This is a genomic window from Kribbella sp. NPDC056861, from assembly GCF_040687575.1.
Taxonomy (GTDB): Bacteria; Actinomycetota; Actinomycetes; order Propionibacteriales; family Kribbellaceae; genus Kribbella.
On sequence record NZ_JBFBNQ010000008.1, the window covers coordinates 156,420 to 178,184 of the forward strand.

The following is a 21,765-nucleotide window of genomic DNA, read 5'->3' on the forward strand; positions in this document are numbered from 1 at the left end:
ATCTGATGCCTGGGGGTGGGCGATGACCGCGAAGCGTACCCCGTCTGCGCGGCGGGACCGGCGTGGACGCCGGCGGCCGTTCTCGGTCGAGGGGCGGCTGGCCGAGCACGTCGACAAGCTGGCCGACGAGCACCCGCCGATCCCGATCGACAGCGCCGACTACACGATGGTGCGACCCGAGCTGGTCGCGGAGAAGTTCGGGCCCGTGGTCACCTACATGTCGCGGGTGGAGCTGGAGGTCGAGCGGAACGTGCTCGAGCTCAACATTCTGCTGCCCGATCCGCCGGCCGTGGACAAGCACTTCTACGCTGACGTCTGGCTCCCGCAGGAGGTCCATCACGGCTTGCTGCTGGACCGGTTGCAGACGTTGGCCGGGCTGCCGGTCGCGACGCCGGACCTGACGCACGTCAACTTCAGCTTCAAGGTGCTCGGCGTCCTCGGAAACTGGAGTCCGATCCAGGACGTCAGCCGGATGCTGTACTACCTCACCGGCGTGGCCACCGAGCAGTCGGCCATCATCGCGTACAACCGGCTCCACCAAGGGCTGTTGGACCTCGGCGAGAAGGCCGTCGCGTCGACCATCATCGCGCCGATCCGTCGCCAGGAGCCCGGTCACTTCGCGTACTACAAGATCGCTGCCCAGGGACTGTGGTCGGAGATCACCCCCTGGCAGAAGTGGCTCGTCCGGACGCTGCGGCGCTACACCTTCGAACCGGTCGGCGCGTACACGAAGAAGCAGTGGGCGCAGTTCGGCGACGTGATGCACCACCTCGGGATCACCTCCGGTGGCGAAGAGGAACTGCTCCGTTACGCCCAGCAGATCGGCCGCTTCGAGCTCGAGATGCTCTACGCGCATCGTCAGGGTCTGCGCATCCCGACGTACGTGCTGGACTCGCTCAAGGCCGCCGCACGGCTGGCTGCTGCCAACACCCGCCAAGCCTGAGCCACCTCACGACAACGGGCTGGCCGCCTCCGCGACCAGCCCGCTGAGAGTTGTCAGCTACAGGGTGCAGCCAACGGAAGTTGCTTGGTGGCGGGAGTAGCCGCCTTCAACTTGGCGACCAGCTCACCGGCTCCGGAGCCTGCCAGTTGGTCTTCGAGGTCACCGACAGCGCCGGCCTTGGCAGCATCGGTGCGCGCCTTGGCGAGAGGCTGCGGCGCACCTTCGTTCTCACCCTGGCCGATGACGCCACCGTCGAACGGCAGCTCCGAACCTTCACCGAGCCCCATCCAGCGGCCGGCCTCGACAGCTTCGCCGGGCGAACACCGCGGCCCGTCCCACGCCAACGCGATCACGTACTGGTGTCCCTTCTCCATCCGCGGCCGGTCGTGCAACGCCACCGGTGTGCGCTGCTCCGGCTTGCCTTCGCTGAAGGCCCAGCCGGCCGCGTTGTACTCCCAGGCCCGAGGCGCAGGGCGCGCCGCGTCCTTGCGGGACCACAGCACCTTGTCGACCGTCAGCGCGACCTTCCGCCCGATCAGTCCTTCGCCTCGGTCGAGTTCGGTCCGAGTCGGCTGGAGCGCTTTCTCGCCGGTGACGCTGACGACCACGACATGGTCGGCGTAGGTCACCCAGTCGGCGGCGGCCCCGCTCGGCAGCCGATCGTCGCCGTCGGCGAGCAGCGCCTTCGGCGCGTCGGCGGGCGCAGTACGGGCTGAGTCGGAAGTGGCGGCACCGCTAGCGGAGATGCCGATGGCGGCCGCCGCGACCGCGGCGATCCCGAGTCCGGCCATGGTACGAATGTGAGACCTCACGACACCCCTCCTAGTAGGTTGCGTTGATGTTTTCGCGGTTGTTGGCTCCTAGGTCGGGGTGACCGTCGGAGGGGGTCAGCAGACAGCCGAGCCGGGTGTCGGTGTGCTTGTTGAGCTGCGGGCTGGCCAGGTCGCCGTGCTGCAGGCCGACCGCGTGACCGGTCTCGTGGCAGACCCGCGCGTAGGTGATGTAGCCGTTGCCGCGGATCCGGATGTACTGCTGGTCGCAGTCCCGGACGTCGCCGCCGACCGCGTCGCACCAGGTCATCCCGGCGGCGGAGTCGGGCAGGCCGGTCGAGCCTTCCTGGTAGATGATGTCCGTCTCGCCACTGCCGGAGAACACCGGCGACGAGTCGTAGTGGAAGGCCAGGTCGGTCGGCCGGTACTCGCCGTCGATCGCGCTGTTGACGGTCTGCTTGTCGACCGCCTCCAGCTCGTACTCGCCGGCGCTGTCCATGTAGAAGTAGACCTCCTTGTTGTCGGTCTGACACGGCGCGCTGCCGTTCATGCCGGCGATGCAGGCGCCGCCGGTGTGCGAGGTGGGGAACATGTTGTCGGTGGCAGCGGCCCAGGCCACGCCGGCGACGACCAGTAGCGGGGCGAGGGCGATCGCGACCATCGCGGTGAAACGCCGTCGGGCAGGACGGCGACTGAGTTTGTTCACTCTTCTCCTTCAGGGGGACGAGGCGGGGGAGAACCAACCCGTCCAGCCTCGTGACCCACGCCGCCCGCTGTCCCCGATCCCGAACGAAGTCGAACAGCCGGGCCGGGAGTACGTAGTACCTACTTAATGCGGGTCCGGATTGTTTCCGCGTGATGCTGCACCGACAGTGATGGCCCGCCCACACTTCGGAGGTTGCGATGCGTAAGAGAACGTTCCTGGGGGTCTTGGCCGCGTCAGCGTTGGTGCTGACCGGTCAAGGACCGGCCGCGGCGGCACCCGTCGGCCGGATTCTCAACGAGGGGGCGCCCGACTCCATCCCGGGGCGCTACATCGTCGGCCTGCATGGCGGTACGTCGCTGACCGCGTCGGCCGAGTCGGTGGTCGCGAGTGAGGCACGCACCCTGACCGACCGGTACGGCGGCAAGATCGGTTTCGTGTACTCCGCGACGCTGCGCGGCTTCTCCGCGGCGATGTCGGACCAGCAGGCCAAGCGGCTCGCGGCCGACCCGAAGGTGGAGTTCGTCCAGCAGTCCCTGTGGGTGCATCGGGCAACCACTCCGGCCGCCAACATCTACGGCGCCTCCCGCCCGGCCGCCAACGTCTACGGGGCCTCCCGCCCGACGGTCAGCAGTGCTGCCTACCAGGCGGCCAAGCAGCTCGCCGGCGAGCAGCCGAACCCGCCGTCCTGGGGGCTCGACCGGATCGACGGGGTGAAGGACCGGATCTACAAGTACCCGAACACCGGTACCGGGGTCACCGTCTACAACACCGACTCCGAGCTCAACACCGACCACGTCGCCTTCGAGGGCCGGGCCAAGTCCGGCTACGACTTCGTCGACGAGGACGCCAATGTCAACGAGTGCAAGAACCAGTTCGACCAAGGCCACGGCACCCACACCGCCGGTACGTCGAGCAGCGAGACCTACGGCGTCGCCAAGGACGTCACCGTGATCGGCGTCAAGGTGCTCGGCTGTGACGGCAACGCGCCCGACGCCGACTCGATCCAGGGCGTCGAGTGGGTCACCCGGAACGCGGTCAAGCCCGCCGTCGCGAACGCGAGCTGGACCTCCGGCGGCGCCAACGCCGACCCCGAGGGCGTCAACCGCGCGGTGAAGGCCTCGATCGCGGCCGGCGTCACCTGGGTGGTTGCTGCTGGCAACGACAACGGCGGCGACGCCTGTACGCCGAGCCCGGCCAAGGTGCCCGAGGCGATCACGGTCGCGTCCACCGACGAGAACGACAACCGGTCGAGCTTCTCCAACCTCGGCAGCTGCGTCGACATCTTCGCGCCCGGCGGCAACATCACCTCGGCCAGCAACTCCAGCAACAACGGCTCGAAGGGCATGTCCGGTACGTCGATGGCCGCGCCGCACGTGACCGGCGCATCAGCCCTGTACCTCGCGGCGAACCCGACCGCGACACCCCAGCAGGTCCGCGACGGACTCGTCTCCATCGCCCTGAGCGGCGTGGTCAAGAACCCGGGCACCGGCTCCCCGAACAAGCTGCTCGACGTCAGCAAGATCGGCGGCTCGGGCCCGCCGCCGGCCGGCATCCCGGTCGCGGCGTTCACGGCGACCTGCACCGACTCGACGCTGACCTGCGCTTTCGACGGGTCGACCTCGAAGGACGAGGGCGGTTCGATCGCGACGTACCGGTGGGACTTCGGTGACGGGACCACCGGCGAGGGTGTGAAGCCGGCGGCGCACAAGTACGCGAAGGCCGGCAGTTACAGCGTCAAGCTGACGGTCACCGACAACGAGGGCAAGACCGATGACGAGGTGAAGTCGGTGCAGGTTGGGCAGAGCGCGGGCAGTCCGCCGGTGGCGGCCTTCTCGGTGAGCTGCTTCTACCAGAAGTGCGACTTCGACGCCGCGACCACTCGTGACCCCGACAACGACATCGCCGGTTACGCGTGGAAGTTCGGCGACAACCAGACCGGCACCGGGACGAAGGTCTCGCACAACTACCCGGCCGCGCAGGCGTCGTACACGGCCCAGTTGACGGTGACGGACCGGGCCGGCAACTCCGGCACCGCGACCAAGAAGATCCAGTGCTACAGCGTCGGCGCCCAGGCGCTCTGCTTCGCATCCTGAAACAAGACGACGCCCGGGGGGGGAGCAACAGCTCTCCCCGGGCGTCGTCCTTTGTTGAGTACTACGACTCGTCGGCCTTGCGGACCCACACCTCGCGGATGATCAGCAGGATCGCCGCCGCCGTCGGGATCGCCAGCAACGCGCCGACCACACCGAGCAGCGCGCCGCCCAGCAGGGCCGCGATCACCGTGACGGCGCCGGGGATGTCGACCGCGCGGCGCATGATCCGCGGCGCGACGACGTAGTTCTCGACCTGCTGGTAGATGATCCCGTAGGCCAGGCAGGCGATGCCGACCCAGAGCCCGTCGGTGAAGCCGATCAGTGCGACCAGCACGACGCCGATCAGGCCGCCGACCATCGGGATGAAGGCGGTGAACATCACCACGATCGCCAGCGCCACGGCGTACTGCCCGAGGCCGACGATCTCCAGGAAGATGAACATGAAGATGCCGGCGCAGCCCGCCACCAGGAACTGGCCGCTGACGTAACCGCCGACCCGGCCGAGCACCTCGTCGCCGAGGATCGAGACCCGGTTGCGGCGGCTGGCCGGGACCAGGCTGTACGCCGCCCGCTTCACCGTCGGCAGCGAGGCCAGGAAGTACAGCGTCAGGATCAGGATCGTGAACGCCGAGAACAGCGCGTTCGCGACCACCTTGCCGACACCGAGCACGCCGCCGAAGGCTCGTTGGGCCAGCGCCGGGTCCTGGATGTAGTCGGTGGCCTTCTTGATGAACTGGTAGCGGTCGTCCAGCTCCTGCAGCGTCTTCGACTTGGTCAGCAGGTCGAGCCAGTCGGGCGCGTTCTTGATCAGGTTGTTGATCTGGTCGGTGACCACCGGCACGATCGCGATCCCGACGCCGGTGAAGGCGAGCACCACCAGCAGGAACACCACGCCGACCGCGAGGCCGCGCTTGAGCCCGCGGCGCATGAACCACTCGACCAGCGGGTTCAGGCCGACCGCGATGAACATCGACACGATCAGCAGGATCAGCACCGACTGGGCCTGGCCGAGCGCGTGCCACAGCCCGTAGGCGACCAGCACGCCGAGGGCTCCGAAGAAGCCGAAGACGAACGGGTTCGAGCGTTGCAGTGGCGGGCCGGGGCGGCCCATGCCCTCGGACGGGTGCCGCTCGTCGATCAGCAGCTCGCCCACCAGGTTGGAGTCGGTGTCGGAGTTGCCCGCGGCCCGGGCCGCCTCCGAGGCGCGCTGGGCGGCGATCGCCGAGGTCTTCGCAGCCAGCTCCGAACTCTCGGCCGCGCTCTCCGACTCCTCGGCGGCACTCTCCGACTCGTTGGCCGCAGTCTCGGACTCGTCCGCGGACGACTCGGCACTGTCGGCCGACGTCTCCGACTGCTCCGCCGAGGTCTCGGACTGCTCCGCCGACTTCGCCGCGTCGTCGGCAGCCGCTTCGGCCTCGGCCGCGGCGGCCTTCGCCGCGCGCGCCGCTTCCTCGATCTCCGCTACCTGGGTCTTGTCGTTGTCATCCTGGGCGCCGGCAGGCGTCACTTCTCGTCCTTCGCGGCTTTGCCGTCTCCGGTCGCCTTCGCCGTGCTCGTGGCGCTGTCCGAGGCCTTGTCCAGGTTGCTGTCCGGGCGGCTGTCCAGGTCGGCGTCGGAGCCCGTCCCGGCTGCTGCTTTGGCCTCGCTCTGGCGGCCGGCCTTGGCTCCGCTGCTCAGGTCGCCAAGCCGGAACTCGTCGATCCGGGTCTCGTCGCGCGGCGGCTCGTCGTCGCGCAGGTCAGCGGCCCGCAGGTCGTCGACGCTGCTCGCGTCGACCCGCAGGTTGCTGTCGATCCGGGTCTCGTCGACGCGCGCGTCACCGGCCTCGGACCCGACGAACGGGCTGCCACCGGCGAACGGGTTGCCGGTCCGGCCGAGCTCGGCCTCCTCCGGCTCGACCTCGGTCTTCGGGTAGGTCGCGGTCGGCTCGGAAGCACCGGCGGAGTACTTCGGCACGTCGTCGTACGACGTCGCGAACGGGTTGCTCCCGGTGTTGCTTCCCGCGTTGCTCGCGGCACTGCTGCCGGTCGGCGCGGCCGACGGCTCGCTGAACGGGTTGTCGGACGCGGGCGCGGAGTACGAACTGCTCGCCGACGGGCTGGCCGGCGGGTCGAACGGGCTGCTGGTCGCGGCGCCGTCGTAGGCGTTGGCGCTGCCCGGGGCACTGTCGTACGAGCTGCTCGCCGGTGCGGCCGGCGGCGGGGAGGCCGGGGCCGCGAACGGGTTGCTGTACGGCGTGGCCGTCTCGGAGTCGAGCTCGGCGGCCTGACGGGCGATGTTGCTGGCGATGTCGTTCAGCCCCGCGATCTGGGCCAGGATGCCGTCGCGGCGCTTGGCGAGCCGCTCGGTCTCCCGGGCGACGATCGTGCGCGACCGCTCCGCCTCGTCGGCCGCGTTGGCCAGCTCGGCCTCGGACCGGGTACGGGCGGTGGTGAGCAGCTGCTCGGCCTCGCGGCGGGCGCGCGACAGGGTGCGCTCGGCGGACTCGTCCGCCTCGGCGCGGATCTTGCGGGCCTGCTCGGTGGCCTCGGCGACCCGGCGCTCCGAGGCCTCGGCGGCCTCGCGCATCTGGGTGGTCAGGTTCTCGGTGTCGGCGGCGATCTTGGAGTGCTTGTCAGCCAGCTCCTTGGCCTGCTGCTCGCGCTCGTCGGCCAGCCGGGCCCGCAGGGCGGCCGACTCGCGCTGGATCGCGGTCCGGATCTTCTCCGCCTCGTGCAGCGCGCCGTTCTTCATCGTGCTCGACTCGGACTCAGCGGTCAGCTGCAGCGTCTCGGCCTTGCGCCGGGCAGCCGCGAGCACCTCGGCGGCCTCCGTGTCGGCAGTACGGCGGATCTCCGCCGCGTCGCCTTCGGCCGTCCGGCGCATGCTGTCGGACTCGTTCAGCGCGACGGTGCGGATGTCCTGCGCCTCCCGCTCACCGGTCGCCCGGGTGGCCGAGGCCTCCTTGGCAGCGGTGTTGCGGAGTTCGTCGGCCTCGCGCCGGGCCTCCTCGAGCGCCTCGGAGGCCTGGTCCTGGGCCAGCCGCAGGATCTGCGCGGCCCGGTCCCCGAGCCCGGCGTACGAGGGGTTGGCGCTGGCGTCGAGCTGGCGCTTGGCCTCCTCGAGCTGGCGCTGCAGGGGAGCGGAGTTGGCCTGCGACTCCTCCAGCCGCCCTCGGGCGTCGGCGAGTTGCATCTCCAGGGCGCGGACGTAGTCATCCACCGCCTGTTTGTCGTAGCCGCGACGTCCCACGGGGAAGCCACCCGCGGCGGTCGCAGTACGATCGAAAAACGGCAGGCTCGACTCGTCAGCCATCCCAAAGAGTCCCTTCTGGCGGCTCGGTTGAATCCCTCACCCTAAAGCCTGTCAGAACTCCCGCCCACCACGCCAACCGGCCCTGTGGAAAACGAGCCTCACCTGTTCCGGAACCGGTTGATCTTGGTCAGGTGCTGTTCCCGCAGCTCGGTGTTCTTCACGCCGAGGCCCTCGGACGGCGCCAGCGTCAGCACGCCGACCTTGCCCTGGTGCAGGTTGCGATGCACGTCGTACGCCGCCTGGCCGGTCTCCTCCAGCGGGTAGGCGCGGCTCAGCGTCGGGTGCACCATCCCCTTGGCGATCAGCCGGTTCGCCTCCCAGGCCTCGCGGTAGTTGGCGAAGTGCGAGCCGATGATGCTCTTCAGGTTCATCCACAGGTAACGGTTGTCGTACTCGTGCATGAAGCCCGACGTCGAGGCACAGGTGACGATCTTGCCGCCCTTGCGCGCGACGAAGACCGAGGCGCCGAAGGTCTCCCGGCCGGGGTGCTCGAAGACGATGTCCGGGTCGTCGCCACCGGTCAGCTCGCGGATCCTCGCGCCCAGCCGCTTCCATTCCTTCTGGTCCTGGGTGTGCTCGTCGGCCCAGAACTTGTAGCCCTCGGCCGACCGGTCGATGATCAGCTCGGCGCCCATCGCCCGGCAGATCTCCGCCTTCTCCGGCGACGAGACCACACAGACCGGGATCGCCCCGCCGTTCAGCGCGAACTGGGTCGCGTACGACCCCAGCCCGCCCGACGCGCCCCAGACCAGGACGACGTCGCCCTGCTTCATGTCGGCGCCGTTCGGCGACACCAGCTGCCGGTACGCCGTACTGTTCACTAGCCCCGGCGACGCGGCTTCCTCCCAGGTCAGGTGCTCGGGCTTCGGCATCAGCTGGTTGGACTTCACCAGCGCCAGCTCGGCCAGCCCGCCGAAGTTCGTCTCGAAACCCCAGATCCGCTGCTCGGAGTCGAGCATCGTGTCGTTGTGCCCGTCGGGTGATTCCAGCTCGACCGACAGGCAGTGCGCGACCACCTCGTCGCCGGGCTTCCAGGCGTTCACGCCAGGCCCGGTCCGCAGTACGACGCCGGCCAGGTCGGAGCCGACCACGTGGTACGGCAGATCGTGCCGGGCGGTCAGCGGCGACAACTTCCCGTACCGCTTGAGGAAACTGAAGGTGGAGACCGGCTCGAAGATCGAGGTCCAGACCGTGTTGTAGTTGATCGCGCTCGCCATCACGGCGACCAGCGCCTCGCCCGGCCCGAGCTCGGGGGTCGGCACGTCGTCCAGGTGCAGGCTCTTGCGCGGGTCCTTGTCCTTGGTGGCGAGGCCCTCGAACATCCCGGTCTCGTCGGCGTGCACGGTGATGCCGCGATAGTGCTCCGGGACCGCGAGCTGCCCGAAGTCCTCCGCGGGCGTATCGCCGGCCAGGATCGCGTCGAGGATTTCCTTCACGTCGTACCTCCAGGTGGGTGGAGCCGGGTGAAAGCGGAATCTACCGACGAGTATGCCCCGGTTTGAAGGCTTCTGTGATGGAGGTCGCAGTCGTTGAGACGACTGTCACTTTGTCAGTCCAGTGGGTTTGCTGGTCTTACCCCCCGAAGTGCTTTCGATGTCAATCGAGGCGGCAGTGCAGGCGGACCTGGGTGCCGTCGCTGCCGGACCGGAGCTGGACCAGGTCGCAGAGCTGGTTGGCCAGCCAGACGCCACGGCCGCCGAGCCCGTCGATCGGCGGCAGCACCCGGCCGACCAGCAGGTTGTCGAGCCGCCCGTAGTCGGCGACGTCGAGGATCAGGGTTCGGTCCTGCAGCCACAGCGACAACATTCCCCAGCCGCCACCGAACCGGATGCTGTTCGTGCAGATCTCGTGCAGCGCCAGCGCCAGGTCGTCGACCCGCTCGGCCGGCAAGCCGTGCCCGAGCGCCCAATCGGCCGCCCAGCGCCGTACTGCGGTCAGCTCGGTCAGCCTGAAGTCGCGTCGCCGAGCGCCCACCGGTACTGCGGGGAGCGGCGTGCCGAAGAGCTTCTGCGCATTCGCCGACCAGTCGGCCGACGGGTCGTGATCGGCCGCCGGGTGGGTGCCGGCCGGATCGAGTCCGGCGGCGACCACGGTCGCGGAGTACGGGCAACGGAGCCGGAACGGTCCGGAGTGCTCGAACGCCACGTTCAGCAGGGCTTCGTGCAGCTCGGCCTCCGCGTACTCCGCAGCGGTGCGGCCGGGGTAGGCAGGCTCGCCGAGGCCACGCACCGCTCGGCCGGGATGCTCGGTCAGCAGCTCGGCCCAGAGCGGGATGATGCGGGCCGGGTTGCGGCCGGCCTCGGCGATGTCGACGAAGGCGACCTGGTCGGCGAGGTCGCCGAGTTCGCCGTGCAGCAACGAAATGCGCGCCTCGGGCAGCGCGGCGAGGACCACCTCGCCGGCGTTCAGGCCGTCGCGGAGGAACGGAGCTGCTCGGCGCACGAACTCATCGTCATCGGCGTAGACAAAGGCATCGTGCAGGAAACCGGCGGGACTACCGTTCGTTGCGTCAGGGGCGCTGTCGATCAGCACGTCAACAGGGTAGTCCTGAATGGGCCACCCGGCGGCGTGGCGGGAGGGTCGTCACGCAGCGTTCGGGAGCACTGACGGACAGCGCTCAAGAGGCGGGCTCGACGAGCTCGATCAGGACGCCGCCGGTCGACTTCGGGTGCAGGAAGTTGACCCGCGATCCCGCGGTGCCGCGGCGGGGTTCGTCGTACAGGAGGACGGCGCCGCGCTCGCGCAGGGTGGCCGAGACGGCGTCCAGGTCGCGGACGCGGTACGCGAGTTGCTGGATGCCCGGGCCGCGGGCGGTCAGGAACTTCGCGATCGGGGAGTCGTCGGACAGCGGCGCGAGCAACTGGATCGACGAACCGGAGTCGCCGACCGAGAGCATCGCCTCGCGGACACCCTGCTCCTCGTTGGTCTCCTCGTGCGCGACCGTCATGCCGAAGGTCTCGGCGTAGTACCGGACGGCCTCGTCGAAGTCCGCGACCGCGATCCCGACGTGATCGATCGCCTCGAAGAGTGTCTGCGTGCCGGTGACGTCCATGCGCCCAGATTGGCCTAGTTCGCGCGCCGTTTCCAACTGAGTGTGATCCGATCGACAACCCCGTACCAGTGTGCTCGCAGGTATCGTGGAAGGCATGTCTGACACCACTCACAGCTCGCAGCACACCACTGTCATAGTCGCCGGCGCGCGGACGCCGATCGGTCGGCTGCTGGGTGGCCTGAAGGGCTTCACCGGCGCCGATCTCGGTGGCTTCGCGATCAAGGGCGCGCTGGAGAAGGCCGGTGTCGCGCCGGAGCAGGTCGAGTACGTGATCATGGGCCAGGTGCTGCAGGCCGGCGCCGGCCAGATCGCCGCCCGGCAGGCCGCGGTGAAGGGCGGCATCCCGATGTCGGTGCCCGCGATCACCATCAACAAGGTCTGCCTGTCCGGCCTGAACGCGATCGCGATGGCCGACCAGCTGATCCGGGCCGGCGAGTACGACGTGGTGGTGGCCGGCGGGATGGAGTCGATGACGAACTCCCCGCACCTGCTGCCGAAGTCGCGCGAGGGCTACAAGTACGGCGACACGACGCTGGTCGACTCGATGGCCTTCGACGGGTTGTGGGACGCCTTCACCGATCAGGCGATGGGCGCACTCACCGACCAGGCCAACGAGTCCGGTCTGAAGCTGACCCGCGAGGAGCAGGACCAGTTCAGCGCGCGGTCGCACCAGCTGGCCGCCGAGAGCTGGAAGAACGGCGTCTTCGTCGACGAGGTGGTGCCGGTCGAGGTGCCGCAGCGCAAGGGCGACCCGATCGTCTTCGACACCGACGAGGGTGTCCGAGGTGACACCTCGGTCGAGACGCTGGCGCGGTTGCGGCCGGCGTTCGGCAAGGAAGGCACGATCACTGCTGGCTCTGCCTCGCAGATCTCCGACGGCGGCTGTGCGGTGGTCGTGATGAGCAAGGCGAAGGCCGAGGAGCTGGGCCTGACCTGGCTGGCCGAGATCGGCGCGCACGGTTCGGTCGCCGGACCGGACTCGTCGCTGCAGAGCCAGCCGGCCAACGCGATCGTCAAGGCCTGCTCGAAGGAAGGCATCGAGCCTGCCTCGCTGGACCTGATCGAGATCAACGAAGCCTTCGCGGCCGTCGGTATCGCGAGCGCCCGTGAACTCGATGTGGACCTCGACAAGGTGAACGTCAACGGCGGCGCGATCGCTCTTGGTCACCCGATCGGCATGTCCGGCGCTCGGCTGGTGCTGCACCTGGCGCTGGAGCTGCAGCGTCGCGGTGGCGGTACTGGAGCAGCTGCGCTGTGCGGCGGTGGCGGCCAGGGTGACGCCCTGATCGTGCGGGTGCCCCAGAAGGGCTGACCGTAGGGGTTAGTCTCTGGAACTCATCCCCGAACTGACAGAAGAGCCGATGCCCCGACGGACTGCCCCGGTTGCCGAGATGGTCGAGCGTGCCCGGGGCGGAGACGCTCGGGCTGTCGCCAGGCTGATCTCGCTGGTCGAGGACGAGTCGCCGTTGCTGCGTGAGGTGATGGCGGCGCTGTCGCCGCACGCGGGCAAGGCGCACATCATCGGCATCACGGGGTCGCCAGGGGTGGGGAAGTCGACTTCGACGTCGGCGCTCGTTTCGGCGTACCGGAAGACTGGTAAGCGGGTCGGAGTACTGGCTGTGGATCCGTCGTCGCCGTTCTCCGGTGGCGCGTTGCTGGGCGATCGGGTGCGGATGCAGGACCACGCGACCGACGCCGGCGTGTTCATCCGCTCAATGGCCTCGCGTGGGCACCTGGGCGGCCTTGCCTGGACTACGCCGCAGGCGCTGCGGGTGCTCGACGCGGCGGGTTTTGACGTCGTACTGGTCGAGACGGTGGGCGTCGGCCAGTCCGAGGTCGAGATCGCCGGGATGGCCGACACGACGATCATCCTGCTGGCGCCGGGGATGGGCGACGGCATCCAGGCGGCCAAGGCGGGCATTCTCGAGGTCGGCGACATCTACGTGGTCAACAAGGCCGACCGCGACGGCGTCCAGAACGTCACCCGCGACCTGCGCGCGATGCTCGGGCTGGCCGAGCACGGTCCGGACGCCTGGACCCCGCCGATCCTGAAAACAGTTGCCTCGCGCAACGAAGGGATCGACGAGGTGGTGGTCGCGATCGAGGAGCGGCTGGCCTGGATGACCGGCAACGGCGTGCTGACCGAGCGCCGCCGCAGCCGGGCCCGGGACGAGATCGAGGCGATCGCGATGACGGCGCTGCGGTCCCGGTTCTCGCATCTGCACGGGGACGCGCGGCTCGACGTACTGGCGGCGAAGGTCGCCGACGGCGGCACCGACCCGTACTCCGCGGCCGACGAACTGCTCGACGCGCTTTGATTTCCACTGCTGTTTCTGGTGAGTGAGCAGGATCACTCGGGCGGCGCAATGACACACTCGGCGACTCTCTGTCACATCCGAATACGGGCAGGTAACCCTGCATTTCGGTGGTTTTCGGGGTCGCCGTCTCAGCGCGGCGCGCCGATGACCACCCTGCCCCCTGATCCGTTACAGAATGGGTCTTGAAGCTGGTGAGCATTGTGCGGTGGGCTGTGTTCAGTCAGTGACAGTTGGTGACTATCCGTGATACAAACACAGTCGACCGAGTTGGTTGCGAACGAGGAGTGGTGACATGCCGAAGAAGCTGCTGATCTGGCTGGTCATCGCCTTTGCGGCGTTCTATCTGTTCACACAGCCGGAGAACGCCGCAGATGCCGTAGGAGGTGCGTTCTCGGCCGTCGGCGATGCGTTCGGGAGCGTGATCACGTTCCTGTCCGCGCTGTTCAACTGAGCCTTCGGTCAAGTGTCCCGTTACGAGCATTCGTGCGGGACACTTGGCTGTAGTGACTTCGGTGATAGGCCACGGGGCCGACAGCGGGTGGACAGGGGAGTGAGCGGATGGCCGGAATAGGCCTCTTCAGGATCTTCGATCCGAAGGTCAGGCGCCATCTGATCTCGGACGAGGGCGAGGTCGTCATCGACGAGGTGCGGCACCACTGGGTGGTGTTCGCGGTACCGATCCTCGAGGTGATCCTGGCCACCGCACTGCTGGTGGCGATGTTGTGGCTGCCGCCGAAAGGCGCCGGCGCGGTGCTGGTGATCGTACTGGTGTTGCTGGCCCATGCGTTCTGGAAGTTCCTGACCGAGCATCGTGACCGGTTCGTGGTCACGAACATGCGCGTGATGCGGATCCGCGGCGTCTTCTCCCAGACCGTCGCGACCACCCCGATCGCGCGAATCCTGGACATCACCCTGCAGAAGCCCCTGATCGGGCGGATGTTCGGCTACGGCCACTTCGTCTTCGAGTCGGCCGCGCAGGACCAGGGCTTCCGGGAGATCCGGTTCGTCAGCCGGCCCGACGATCGTGATCTGACGATCCAGCGGGTCATCCAGCGGACCGGTCTGCGGGCGTCTGCCAGCGTCGATGTCGTCCAGGGAGACGACGACGACTCCGACGACGACGGCACGGGTCCGATCGGGATGAACACGGCGGCCGAGGTCAGCACGAGCACCACGACCACGACCGCGCCGAGTCATCACGCGACGACCACGCGGACCGTGGGTCAGTCGAGCAAGTCGATCTTCAACTCAGAGCGCGCGAACTGGACTGACGACCCGGATCACGAGTAGTCCGTACTGCGGCTGAGGTCTTCCCAGATGTCGGCCTCTGCGCGCAACGCGTCGAGTGCCGCGCGGAAGCCGTCGGAGGTGTCGTTGCCGAGCAGCAGCAGGTACGGCGGCGAGTCGGACTCGACGGCCTGGATGAGCGCGGACGCCGCCTTGGCGGGATCACCCGGCTGCTTGCCGTGGCCGGTGTCCTGGTCCTTGCGGCGCTTGCCTGCGGTGTCGGCGTAGTCGGCGATCGGTACGGCGGCCTGGGTCAGTGAGCGGCCTGCGAAGTCGGTGCGGAAGCCGCCTGGTTCGACCACCATGGCGGTGATGCCGAGCGGCGCGACCTCCTTGCGCAGCGACAGGGTGAGCGCTTCGATCGCCGCTTTGACGGCCGCGTAGTACCCGGAGCCCTCGGGGCAGATCCGGGCGCCGATCGAGGACAGGTTCACGATCGTGCCGGTACGGCGGGCGCGCATGCCGGGCAGAACGGCCTTGATCGTCCGGACGGTGCCGAAGACGTGCGTGTCGAAGAGTTGCCGGACGGCGTCGTCCTCGCCTTCCTCGACGGCGGCGCGGTAGCCGTAACCGGCGTTGTTGACCAGTACGTCGACCGCGCCGAACCGTTTCTCGGCGGCATCGACTGCTGCGGCGACCTGCGCGTCGTCGGTGACGTCGAGCGGAAGCGCGAGTGCGGTGCCGGGGTACTTGTCGGCCAGGTCCTGCACTGTGGCGACGTCGCGGGCGGTGACGACAGCGTTGTGGCCGCGGTCGAGAACGGCCTCGGCAAACGCGCGGCCGAGACCGGTGGAGCAGCCGGTGATGAGCCAGGTGGTCATGAGATTCCCATTCAGGTGCTGGTCGGAGGGAGGTCAGTCGATCCTGCGGCCGCCGAGGGCGCTGACCATGGCGGGGTCGCGGTGGTCGAAGAACTGGCTCTCGCCGGTGTCGAGCGTGGCGATCTGCTGGAGCTGGGCGTCGGTGAGGGCGAAGTCGAAGATGTCGAGGTTCTGTGCCATCCGCTCCGGGCGGACGGACTTGGGGATGACGACGACGTCGCGCTGGACGAGCCAGCGCAGGACGACCTGGGCGACCGACTTGCCGTGTGCCTCGGCGATCGCCGTGAGGACGGGATCGGTGAACAGGTTGTTGCGGCCTTCGGCGAACGGACCCCAGGACTCGAGCTGTACGCCGCGCTCGCGCATCAGCTCCTGGTCGGTGAGGCGCTGGTGGAACGGGTGCGTCTCGATCTGGTTGACCGCAGGGGTGATCTCGTTGTGCTCGATCAGGTCGACCAGCCGGTCGGGGTGGAAGTTCGAGACCCCGATCGCGCGGGTCCGGCCGTCGGCGTACAGGCGTTGCATGGCGCGCCATTCGCTGTAGTAGTCGCCGAGTGGCTGGTGGATCAGGTACAGATCGAGCTGGTCGAGACCGAGGCGCCGGAGCGAGGCGTCGAAGGCGCGCATGGTGTCGTCCTCGACGCTGCCGGTCGGCGCGTGCTGGATCCACAGCTTCGTCGTGACGAACAGGTCGTCGCGGGCGATGCCACTGGCCGCGATCGCGGCGCCGACCGCCTCCTCGTTGCCGTACGCCGACGCTGTGTCGAGATGCCGGTAACCCGCCTGCAGCGCGGCCTCGACCGCTGCCTGGGTCTGGTCGTCGGGGATCTGGAAGACCCCGAAGCCGAGGACGGGCATGGTGATGCCGTTGTTCAAGGTGACGTTCTGATCCATGTCGCCCAGCAAACACCCGTCCGCATCACAGGTGGAAGTCCCCGGTGTTACAGGTACCAGCAGACCCTCCCAGGCCTCACGCCGCAAAGGTTTTCGACCGGTCAGGAATCAAGAAGCGTCAGCCCCGAGGGCAGAACTAAGTTTGTGGGCAAGGAGAAACCCACACACTTCGGGAGTACTGATGAGCGAGACTCAGGGCATCAAGACCGTGCTGCACCCGGTAGCCGACCTGGCCAAGGCCACCGCCTTGTACGCCGCGCTGCTGGGGATCCAGCCGCAGGTCGAGTCGCCGTACTACGTCGGCTTCGAGACGGCAGGGCAGCAGATCGGGTTGGTGCCGGCCGGGCCGCAGAGTCCGGATTCGCAGTTGGCCTACTGGCATGTGGACGACATCGAGGCGAAGCTCGCCGAGGTGACTGCTGCTGGGGCCACGGTGAAGGACTCGCCGCGAGATGTCGGTGGAGGACGGCTGGTCGCGTCCTTCACCGATCTCGATGGCAACGTGCTGGGGCTCGTGCAGGATCAGTAGCAATCCAAGGCGGGCGCGAACTCAGGTGGTGCACTCCGCAACCCGAGCCCGGAACTCGCGCACCGCGGCGTCATCGCCGGCCGACTGCTCCATGTTGAGCTCACGCCGGCCCCAGAGCCACAGCAGCAGATCGTCCGGCTCGCCAAACACCTCGGCGTCGACCTCACCCTCGGCCGAAGCCACGACCGTCGCGCTGACCCCATCGAGCCGAGCTGTCCACGACCGTCCCACCGACGTGATCCGGATCGTCGCGTCGACAGGATGCTCGGTGTCGCCTTCTTCCCACCAAGGCCCGCCGAGCATCAAGGTCAGTACTTCGTCGATGCCGTCGAGCGCCAGCTCGCGGTCGATCGACGTGACGACGTCGTGGGCGAGCTCGGCGTCGACGCGGTGGACCGCGGTCTCCTGCGCCATCCGCCGGAACCAGAAGCCCGAGGTCTTGTCGGTCGGGGAGAAGGTCCACGTCTCCAGCTCGGTGCCTGCCGATGACAAGGCGTCGACAATCGCCAAGCGGGACTCGTCGAAGAGCTCCAGGGCATCGCGTTGCTCAAGCTCAGCAGGCGGCCACGGGTCGGGCCGAGCACCCAGCCGCAGGATCTCGATCTTGTGCAGATAGACCTGAGCGACATGCCGAAGGACCGTCTCGACGGTCCAGTCGGGGCAGCTGGGGACGTCGGCCGGCAGGCCGAGGCGGCCGACCTCGGCGAGGCGGGCGGAGTCGCGCTGGAGGCAGGCCAGATAGAAGGCGGCGTGTTCGGGCGGCAGAGACATGCAGGAAAGGATGACAGCTTCCGCCGACAGTTTCCCGGACCACGCGGGGACAGCGGTTAACGTTGCGCCCATGGCGAGGAAGAAACCGTTGCCGTTCGACCCGATCGACGAGGCCTCGCGGCAGTGGGGGCGTCGTTGGGGGGCCGTCGAGCAGATGCGCGCGGTCACGTCGCTGATGCGCGCCCAGCAGATCGTGATCGGCGAACTCGACGAGATCCTCAGGAAACACGGACTGACGTTCGCGAGGTTCGAGGCGCTGGTGCTGCTGACCTTCTCGCGCCGCGGCTCGCTGCCGCTGGGCAAGATGGGGGAGCGACTGCAGGTGCATCCGACCTCGGTCACCTCGATCGTCCGCCGGCTGGAGTCGGCCGGTCTGGTCACCCGTACGCCGCACCCCGACGACGGCCGCGCCATTCTCTGCGAGATCAGCGCCGAGGGTCGCGAGCTGGTCGAGCGCGCCACCGCCGACCTGGTCGACGCCGACTTCGCCCTGCGCGGGCTCACCGACGACCAGCTGCAAATGCTCTGGTCCGTGCTGCTCCCACTCCGCCAGACCGCCGGCGATTTCGACCCCGACGACGACTGACCCGGTCAGCCGAGCGGCCGAAGCTGTGCAAGACCTATGCGTCAGTGGTATTTAGTAGGACGTCCAAGTACTTTGGGGTGAGACGAACCCCGAGGAGGGCCCAGTGGACGCCGAGCAGATCGCCGCCGGACAGAGCCGGTGGCAGCAGCGGTACGACGCATCGCGGCGCCGTGAGGCCGATTTCACCACCCTGTCGGGCACCGAGGTCCAGCCTGTCTACGGGCCGCCGGAGGGGGTCGACGACCCACGGATGGAGCGGATCGGCTGGCCGGGCGAGTTCCCGTTCACCCGGGGGTTGCACGCCACGGGGTACCGCGGCCGCACCTGGACGATCCGCCAGTTCGCCGGCTTCGGCAACGCCGAGGACACCAACGCGCGGTACAAGATGATCCTCAACTCCGGCGGTGGCGGGCTGTCCGTCGCCTTCGACATGCCGACCCTGATGGGCCGCGACTCCGACGACCCGAAGTCGCTCGGCGAGGTCGGGCACTGCGGTGTCGCGATCGACAGCGCGACCGACATGGACCGGCTGTTCAAGGACATCCCGCTGCAGGACGTCACCACCTCGATGACGATCTCCGGCCCCGCGGTACCGGCCTTCGTGATGTACCTGGTCGCGGCCGAGCGGCAGGGCGCCGACATCACCAAGCTCAACGGCACCCTGCAGACCGACATCTTCAAGGAGTACATCGCGCAGAAGGAGTGGCTCTTCCCGCCCGAGCCGCACCTGCGCCTGATCGGCGACCTGATGGAGTACTGCGCCGCCAACATCCCGGCGTACAAGCCTCTGAGCGTCTCCGGCTACCACATCCGCGAAGCCGGCTCGACGGCCGCGCAGGAGCTGGCGTACACCCTGGCCGACGGCTTCGGGTACGTCGAGTTGGGGCTGTCCAGAGGCCTCGACATCGACAACTTCGCCTCCGGCCTGTCGTTCTTCTTCGACAGTCACCTGGACTTCTTCGAGGAGATCGCCAAGTTCCGGGCCAGCCGCCGGATCTGGGCCCGCTGGATGCGCGACGTGTACGGCGCCAAGTCCGACAAGGCCCAGTGGCTGCGATTCCACACCCAGACCGCGGGCGTCTCGCTGACCGCCCAGCAGCCCACGCTCAACGTCGTCCGGACCGCGGTCGAGGCGCTGGCCGCGGTGCTCGGCGGCACCAACTCGCTGCACACCAACGCGCTCGACGAGACGCTCGCGCTGCCGACCGACCAGTCGGCCGAGATCGCGCTGCGGACCCAGTCGGTGCTGATGGAGGAGATCGGCGTCACCAACGTCGCCGACCCGCTCGGCGGTTCCTGGTACGTCGAGGCGCTGACCGACCAGATCGAGGCCGAGGCCGAGGCGATCTTCGCCCGGATCAAGGAGATGAGCCCGGACGGCACGATGACCGGCGGGATCCTGCGCGGGATCGAGGACGGCTGGTTCATGGCCGAGATCGCCGACGCGGCCTTCGAGTACCAGAAGAAGCTGGAGAAGGGCGAGAAGAAGATCGTCGGCGTGAACACCCAGACCGACACGGTGGCCGGCCAGCTGGAGATCCTCCGGGTCAGCCACGAGGTGGAGGTCGACCAGTGCCGGGTGCTCGCGGCGCGCAAGACCCAACGCGACGAGGCCCTGGTGCGTCGTACGCTATCGGCGCTGGTCGAGGCATCCCGAGGGACCGGCAGTCTGATCGAACCCATGCTGGAGGCGGCGCGTGCGGAGGCCACGATGGGGGAGATCTGTCACGTTCTTCGGATCGAGTGGGGCGAATACCGAGAGCCCGCCCGTTTCTGAGGTTCCGGCAGACCCCGACGGTACGCCGGCCGACCCGGCCGGCGCAGGCGGCAGCGGCCGGGCGCCGCGCCGCCGGGGCAAACCACTGGAGGGTGGCGGCCCGGCCGCGTCGTCCGACGGCCGTGGTGTGGTGGTGTGTGGCTCCGACCGGACGATGCTCCGGGTGGTCACCGAGCTGGTGAGCTCGGGTGAGCACGTGACGGCGATCGTCAACCCGGAGTCGCGGCACTTCGAGCGGATCGGCGAGCTCGGCGCCCAGGTGGTGGGCGTCCGGGTGCTGAACGAGTCGATCCTGCGCCGCGCTGGGATCGATGCCGCCGACGACACCGCGGTGAACGCGCGGGCCCTGGTGCTGCTGGACACCGACGACGTCCGCAACGTGCACACCGCGCTGACCGCCCGCGACATGGACCCGAAACTGCGGATCATCATCCAGATGGTCAACCCGCGGCTCGGCGGCCAGCTGCACGAGCTGCTCGGCGACTGCGTGGTGATCTCCGGCCCGTCGCTGGCCGCGCCCGCGTTCGTGGCCGACGCGCTGGAGGACGACGAGCTGACCTGGGTCGAGATCGGCGGCCGCCGGATGGTGGCCGGCCCGGCCAAACTGATCCGCGACCCGCATCTGACCGTGCTGGCCGACACCACCTCGTCGGCGACCCCGGAGCTGCTCCCGGTCGACAGCGCCGATCCGGCCGGCGACATCGTGCTCGGCTCGGGTGTTCGCCCTGTCTGGCGGAAGAAGGACGTCCGCCGGGCGGGCTGGCTGATGGCCACCCGGGACGTCCTCGACCGGCGGGTCCGGACGATCGCCGCGGTGATGGCCGGCCTGGTGCTGGCCGGTACTGCGCTGACGCACTGGATCGCCCACATCGACTGGCTCCGCGCGCTCTACCTGGCCGCGGGCGCGGTCACCTCGGCCGGGATCGAGGACGACACGTTCTCCAACGCCAAGCCGTACGCCAAGGTAGCGGCGGTCGTGGTCCAGCTGACCGGCATCGTGCTGATGGCCCTGCTCACCGCCGTGATCGTCGACTCGCTGATCGGTGCCCGGCTGTCCCGGGTGATCGGCGGCGTGCGCGGCCGGCCGCGCAACCACGTGATCGTCTGCGGGCTCGGTACGGTCGGCGCCCGGGTGCTCGAGATCCTGGTCGAGCGTGGCGTGGCCGTCGTGGGAGTCGAGCACAACGAGGACGCTCCCGGCGTACAGACCGCGCATCGGCTGCGGATCCCGGTGATCATCGGGGACAGCAGCAACGAGGAGACGCTGCGGTCGGCCGGGGTCGAGCGCTGCCAGTCGGTGCTCGCGCTGACCGACGGCGACATCACCAATCTCGAGACCGCGATGGTCGTGCACGAGCTGAACACGGACGCCCGGATCACGATGCGGATGTTCGACCACGACCTGGCCCAGCGGGTCGAGCGGCAACTCGGGCTCGGCCACAGCCGGTCCGTGTCGATGCTGGTCGCGCCGGCGATCGCCGCCGCCGTCGCGAACAGGCGCAGTCAGACCACCGTTCCGGCCGGTCGGCGGGTGCTGCTGCTCACCGAGGTCAGGGTCGAGCCGGACTCGGTGGCGGTCGGCAAGCGACTCGGTGAACTGGACGAGCCAGGTGGCCTGCGAGTGCTCGCCCGGACTGGCGATGGCAGCCAGTGGGACTGGACGCCCGGCTTCGAGGAAGAGGTCACTCCGGGCACCCGGATCGCTGTCGCCGGCACCCGGAGTGGGCTGGCCAGACTGCTGCTGGCCACCCGCGCGCCACGCCGTTCGGGTCCGTCGGGGAGGATAGAGCCATGAACGTAAGCAGTCAGCACGGAATGCGAGGACAGCGGTGAGCCAGCCGAACTTCTCCCGACCGGGAGCGATCGATCTGTCGTCCCTGCGGAGGCCGCCCGCGCCGCGGCCCGGCGGTGCCCCTGGAGCCCC

20 protein-coding genes are annotated in these 21,765 nt (G+C 68.8%); 10 read left to right on the forward strand and 10 right to left on the reverse strand.

Going from position 1 to position 21,765, the window contains the following annotated elements:
- Positions 1–22 precede the first annotated feature (22 nt).
- Positions 23–943: a GTP-binding protein LepA gene (locus AB0P21_RS35135; protein ID WP_363702639.1), complete on the forward strand. Its 921-nt coding sequence runs from the start codon at positions 23–25 to the stop codon at positions 941–943.
- A 53-nt stretch (positions 944–996) separates the two neighbouring features.
- Here AB0P21_RS35135 and AB0P21_RS35140 read toward each other — a convergent pair whose 3' ends face one another.
- Positions 997–1,734 carry a hypothetical protein gene (locus tag AB0P21_RS35140; protein ID WP_363702641.1) on the reverse strand — a complete coding sequence of 246 codons (738 nt, stop codon included), beginning with the start codon at positions 1,732–1,734 and terminating at the stop codon, positions 997–999.
- A 31-nt stretch (positions 1,735–1,765) separates the two neighbouring features.
- Complete coding sequence (locus AB0P21_RS35145) at positions 1,766–2,419, reverse strand: hypothetical protein (RefSeq protein WP_363702643.1); 654 nt, start codon at positions 2,417–2,419, stop codon at positions 1,766–1,768.
- Between the two features lie 197 nt (positions 2,420–2,616).
- Here AB0P21_RS35145 and AB0P21_RS35150 point away from each other — a divergent pair, with 197 nt between their 5' ends.
- Positions 2,617–4,512, forward strand: coding sequence for a S8 family serine peptidase (locus AB0P21_RS35150; RefSeq protein WP_363702645.1), 1,896 nt, complete (start codon positions 2,617–2,619; stop codon positions 4,510–4,512).
- A gap of 61 nt (positions 4,513–4,573) precedes the next feature.
- Here the strand turns inward: AB0P21_RS35150 and AB0P21_RS35155 are convergent, their stop codons facing one another.
- The 5 genes from AB0P21_RS35155 to mce form a co-directional block, all read right to left on the reverse strand.
- Complete coding sequence (locus AB0P21_RS35155; RefSeq protein WP_363702647.1) at positions 4,574–6,019, reverse strand: AI-2E family transporter; 1,446 nt, start codon at positions 6,017–6,019, stop codon at positions 4,574–4,576.
- Positions 6,016–7,806, reverse strand: coding sequence for a transposase (locus AB0P21_RS35160; RefSeq protein WP_363702649.1), 1,791 nt, complete (start codon positions 7,804–7,806; stop codon positions 6,016–6,018). Before AB0P21_RS35160 ends, AB0P21_RS35155 begins: the two co-directional genes overlap by 4 nt.
- A 98-nt stretch (positions 7,807–7,904) precedes the next feature.
- Positions 7,905–9,242, reverse strand: a complete 1,338-nt coding sequence (ccrA, locus tag AB0P21_RS35165) for a crotonyl-CoA carboxylase/reductase (RefSeq protein WP_363702651.1) — start codon at positions 9,240–9,242, stop codon at positions 7,905–7,907.
- A 160-nt stretch (positions 9,243–9,402) separates the two neighbouring features.
- Positions 9,403–10,338 carry a sensor histidine kinase gene (locus tag AB0P21_RS35170; RefSeq protein ID WP_363702653.1) on the reverse strand — a complete coding sequence of 312 codons (936 nt, stop codon included), beginning with the start codon at positions 10,336–10,338 and terminating at the stop codon, positions 9,403–9,405.
- An 85-nt stretch (positions 10,339–10,423) separates the two neighbouring features.
- Positions 10,424–10,858, reverse strand: coding sequence for a methylmalonyl-CoA epimerase (gene mce, locus AB0P21_RS35175; protein WP_363702655.1), 435 nt, complete (start codon positions 10,856–10,858; stop codon positions 10,424–10,426).
- A 94-nt stretch (positions 10,859–10,952) separates the two neighbouring features.
- Between mce and AB0P21_RS35180 the strand changes: the two genes are divergently transcribed.
- The 4 genes from AB0P21_RS35180 to AB0P21_RS35195 all read left to right on the forward strand — a co-directional run bounded on the left by AB0P21_RS35180 (position 10,953) and on the right by AB0P21_RS35195 (position 14,466).
- Positions 10,953–12,170, forward strand: coding sequence for an acetyl-CoA C-acetyltransferase (locus AB0P21_RS35180; protein ID WP_363702657.1), 1,218 nt, complete (start codon positions 10,953–10,955; stop codon positions 12,168–12,170).
- 49 nt (positions 12,171–12,219) lie between these two features.
- On the forward strand, positions 12,220–13,176 hold the full coding sequence (gene meaB / locus AB0P21_RS35185; RefSeq protein WP_363702659.1) for a methylmalonyl Co-A mutase-associated GTPase MeaB: 957 nt from the start codon (positions 12,220–12,222) through the stop codon (positions 13,174–13,176).
- A gap of 292 nt (positions 13,177–13,468) precedes the next feature.
- Complete coding sequence (locus AB0P21_RS35190; protein WP_203590655.1) at positions 13,469–13,627, forward strand: hypothetical protein; 159 nt, start codon at positions 13,469–13,471, stop codon at positions 13,625–13,627.
- A 107-nt stretch (positions 13,628–13,734) separates the two neighbouring features.
- Positions 13,735–14,466 carry a PH domain-containing protein gene (locus AB0P21_RS35195; RefSeq protein WP_363702662.1) on the forward strand — a complete coding sequence of 244 codons (732 nt, stop codon included), beginning with the start codon at positions 13,735–13,737 and terminating at the stop codon, positions 14,464–14,466.
- Here AB0P21_RS35195 and AB0P21_RS35200 read toward each other — a convergent pair.
- Positions 14,457–15,284: an oxidoreductase gene (locus AB0P21_RS35200; protein WP_363702664.1), complete on the reverse strand. Its 828-nt coding sequence runs from the start codon at positions 15,282–15,284 to the stop codon at positions 14,457–14,459. The two genes, AB0P21_RS35195 and AB0P21_RS35200, sit on opposite strands and share 10 nt — an antisense overlap.
- A gap of 33 nt (positions 15,285–15,317) precedes the next feature.
- The gene (locus AB0P21_RS35205; protein WP_363702666.1) at positions 15,318–16,178 is read right to left on the reverse strand and encodes an aldo/keto reductase; all 861 of its coding nucleotides are present in this window, start codon (positions 16,176–16,178) and stop codon (positions 15,318–15,320) included.
- 181 nt (positions 16,179–16,359) lie between these two features.
- Here AB0P21_RS35205 and AB0P21_RS35210 point away from each other — a divergent pair, with 181 nt between their 5' ends.
- Positions 16,360–16,707 (forward strand): VOC family protein, encoded by a 348-nt coding sequence (locus AB0P21_RS35210; RefSeq protein ID WP_363702668.1) that lies wholly within the window; start codon positions 16,360–16,362, stop codon positions 16,705–16,707.
- A gap of 21 nt (positions 16,708–16,728) precedes the next feature.
- Here AB0P21_RS35210 and AB0P21_RS35215 read toward each other — a convergent pair whose 3' ends face one another.
- The gene (locus AB0P21_RS35215; protein ID WP_363702670.1) at positions 16,729–17,478 is read right to left on the reverse strand and encodes a maleylpyruvate isomerase family mycothiol-dependent enzyme; all 750 of its coding nucleotides are present in this window, start codon (positions 17,476–17,478) and stop codon (positions 16,729–16,731) included.
- Between the two features lie 70 nt (positions 17,479–17,548).
- Here AB0P21_RS35215 and AB0P21_RS35220 point away from each other — a divergent pair, with 70 nt between their 5' ends.
- The 3 genes from AB0P21_RS35220 to AB0P21_RS35230 all read left to right on the forward strand — a co-directional run bounded on the left by AB0P21_RS35220 (position 17,549) and on the right by AB0P21_RS35230 (position 21,636).
- A complete protein-coding gene (locus tag AB0P21_RS35220; RefSeq protein ID WP_363702672.1) occupies positions 17,549–18,064 on the forward strand; it encodes a MarR family transcriptional regulator in 516 nt (171 codons plus the stop codon).
- 103 nt (positions 18,065–18,167) lie between these two features.
- Positions 18,168–19,841 carry a methylmalonyl-CoA mutase family protein gene (locus AB0P21_RS35225; protein WP_363702673.1) on the forward strand — a complete coding sequence of 558 codons (1,674 nt, stop codon included), beginning with the start codon at positions 18,168–18,170 and terminating at the stop codon, positions 19,839–19,841.
- Complete coding sequence (locus tag AB0P21_RS35230) at positions 19,762–21,636, forward strand: NAD-binding protein (protein ID WP_363702675.1); 1,875 nt, start codon at positions 19,762–19,764, stop codon at positions 21,634–21,636. The genes AB0P21_RS35225 and AB0P21_RS35230 overlap by 80 nt, the downstream gene beginning before the upstream one ends.
- The last annotated feature ends 129 nt before the right edge of the window (positions 21,637–21,765 follow it).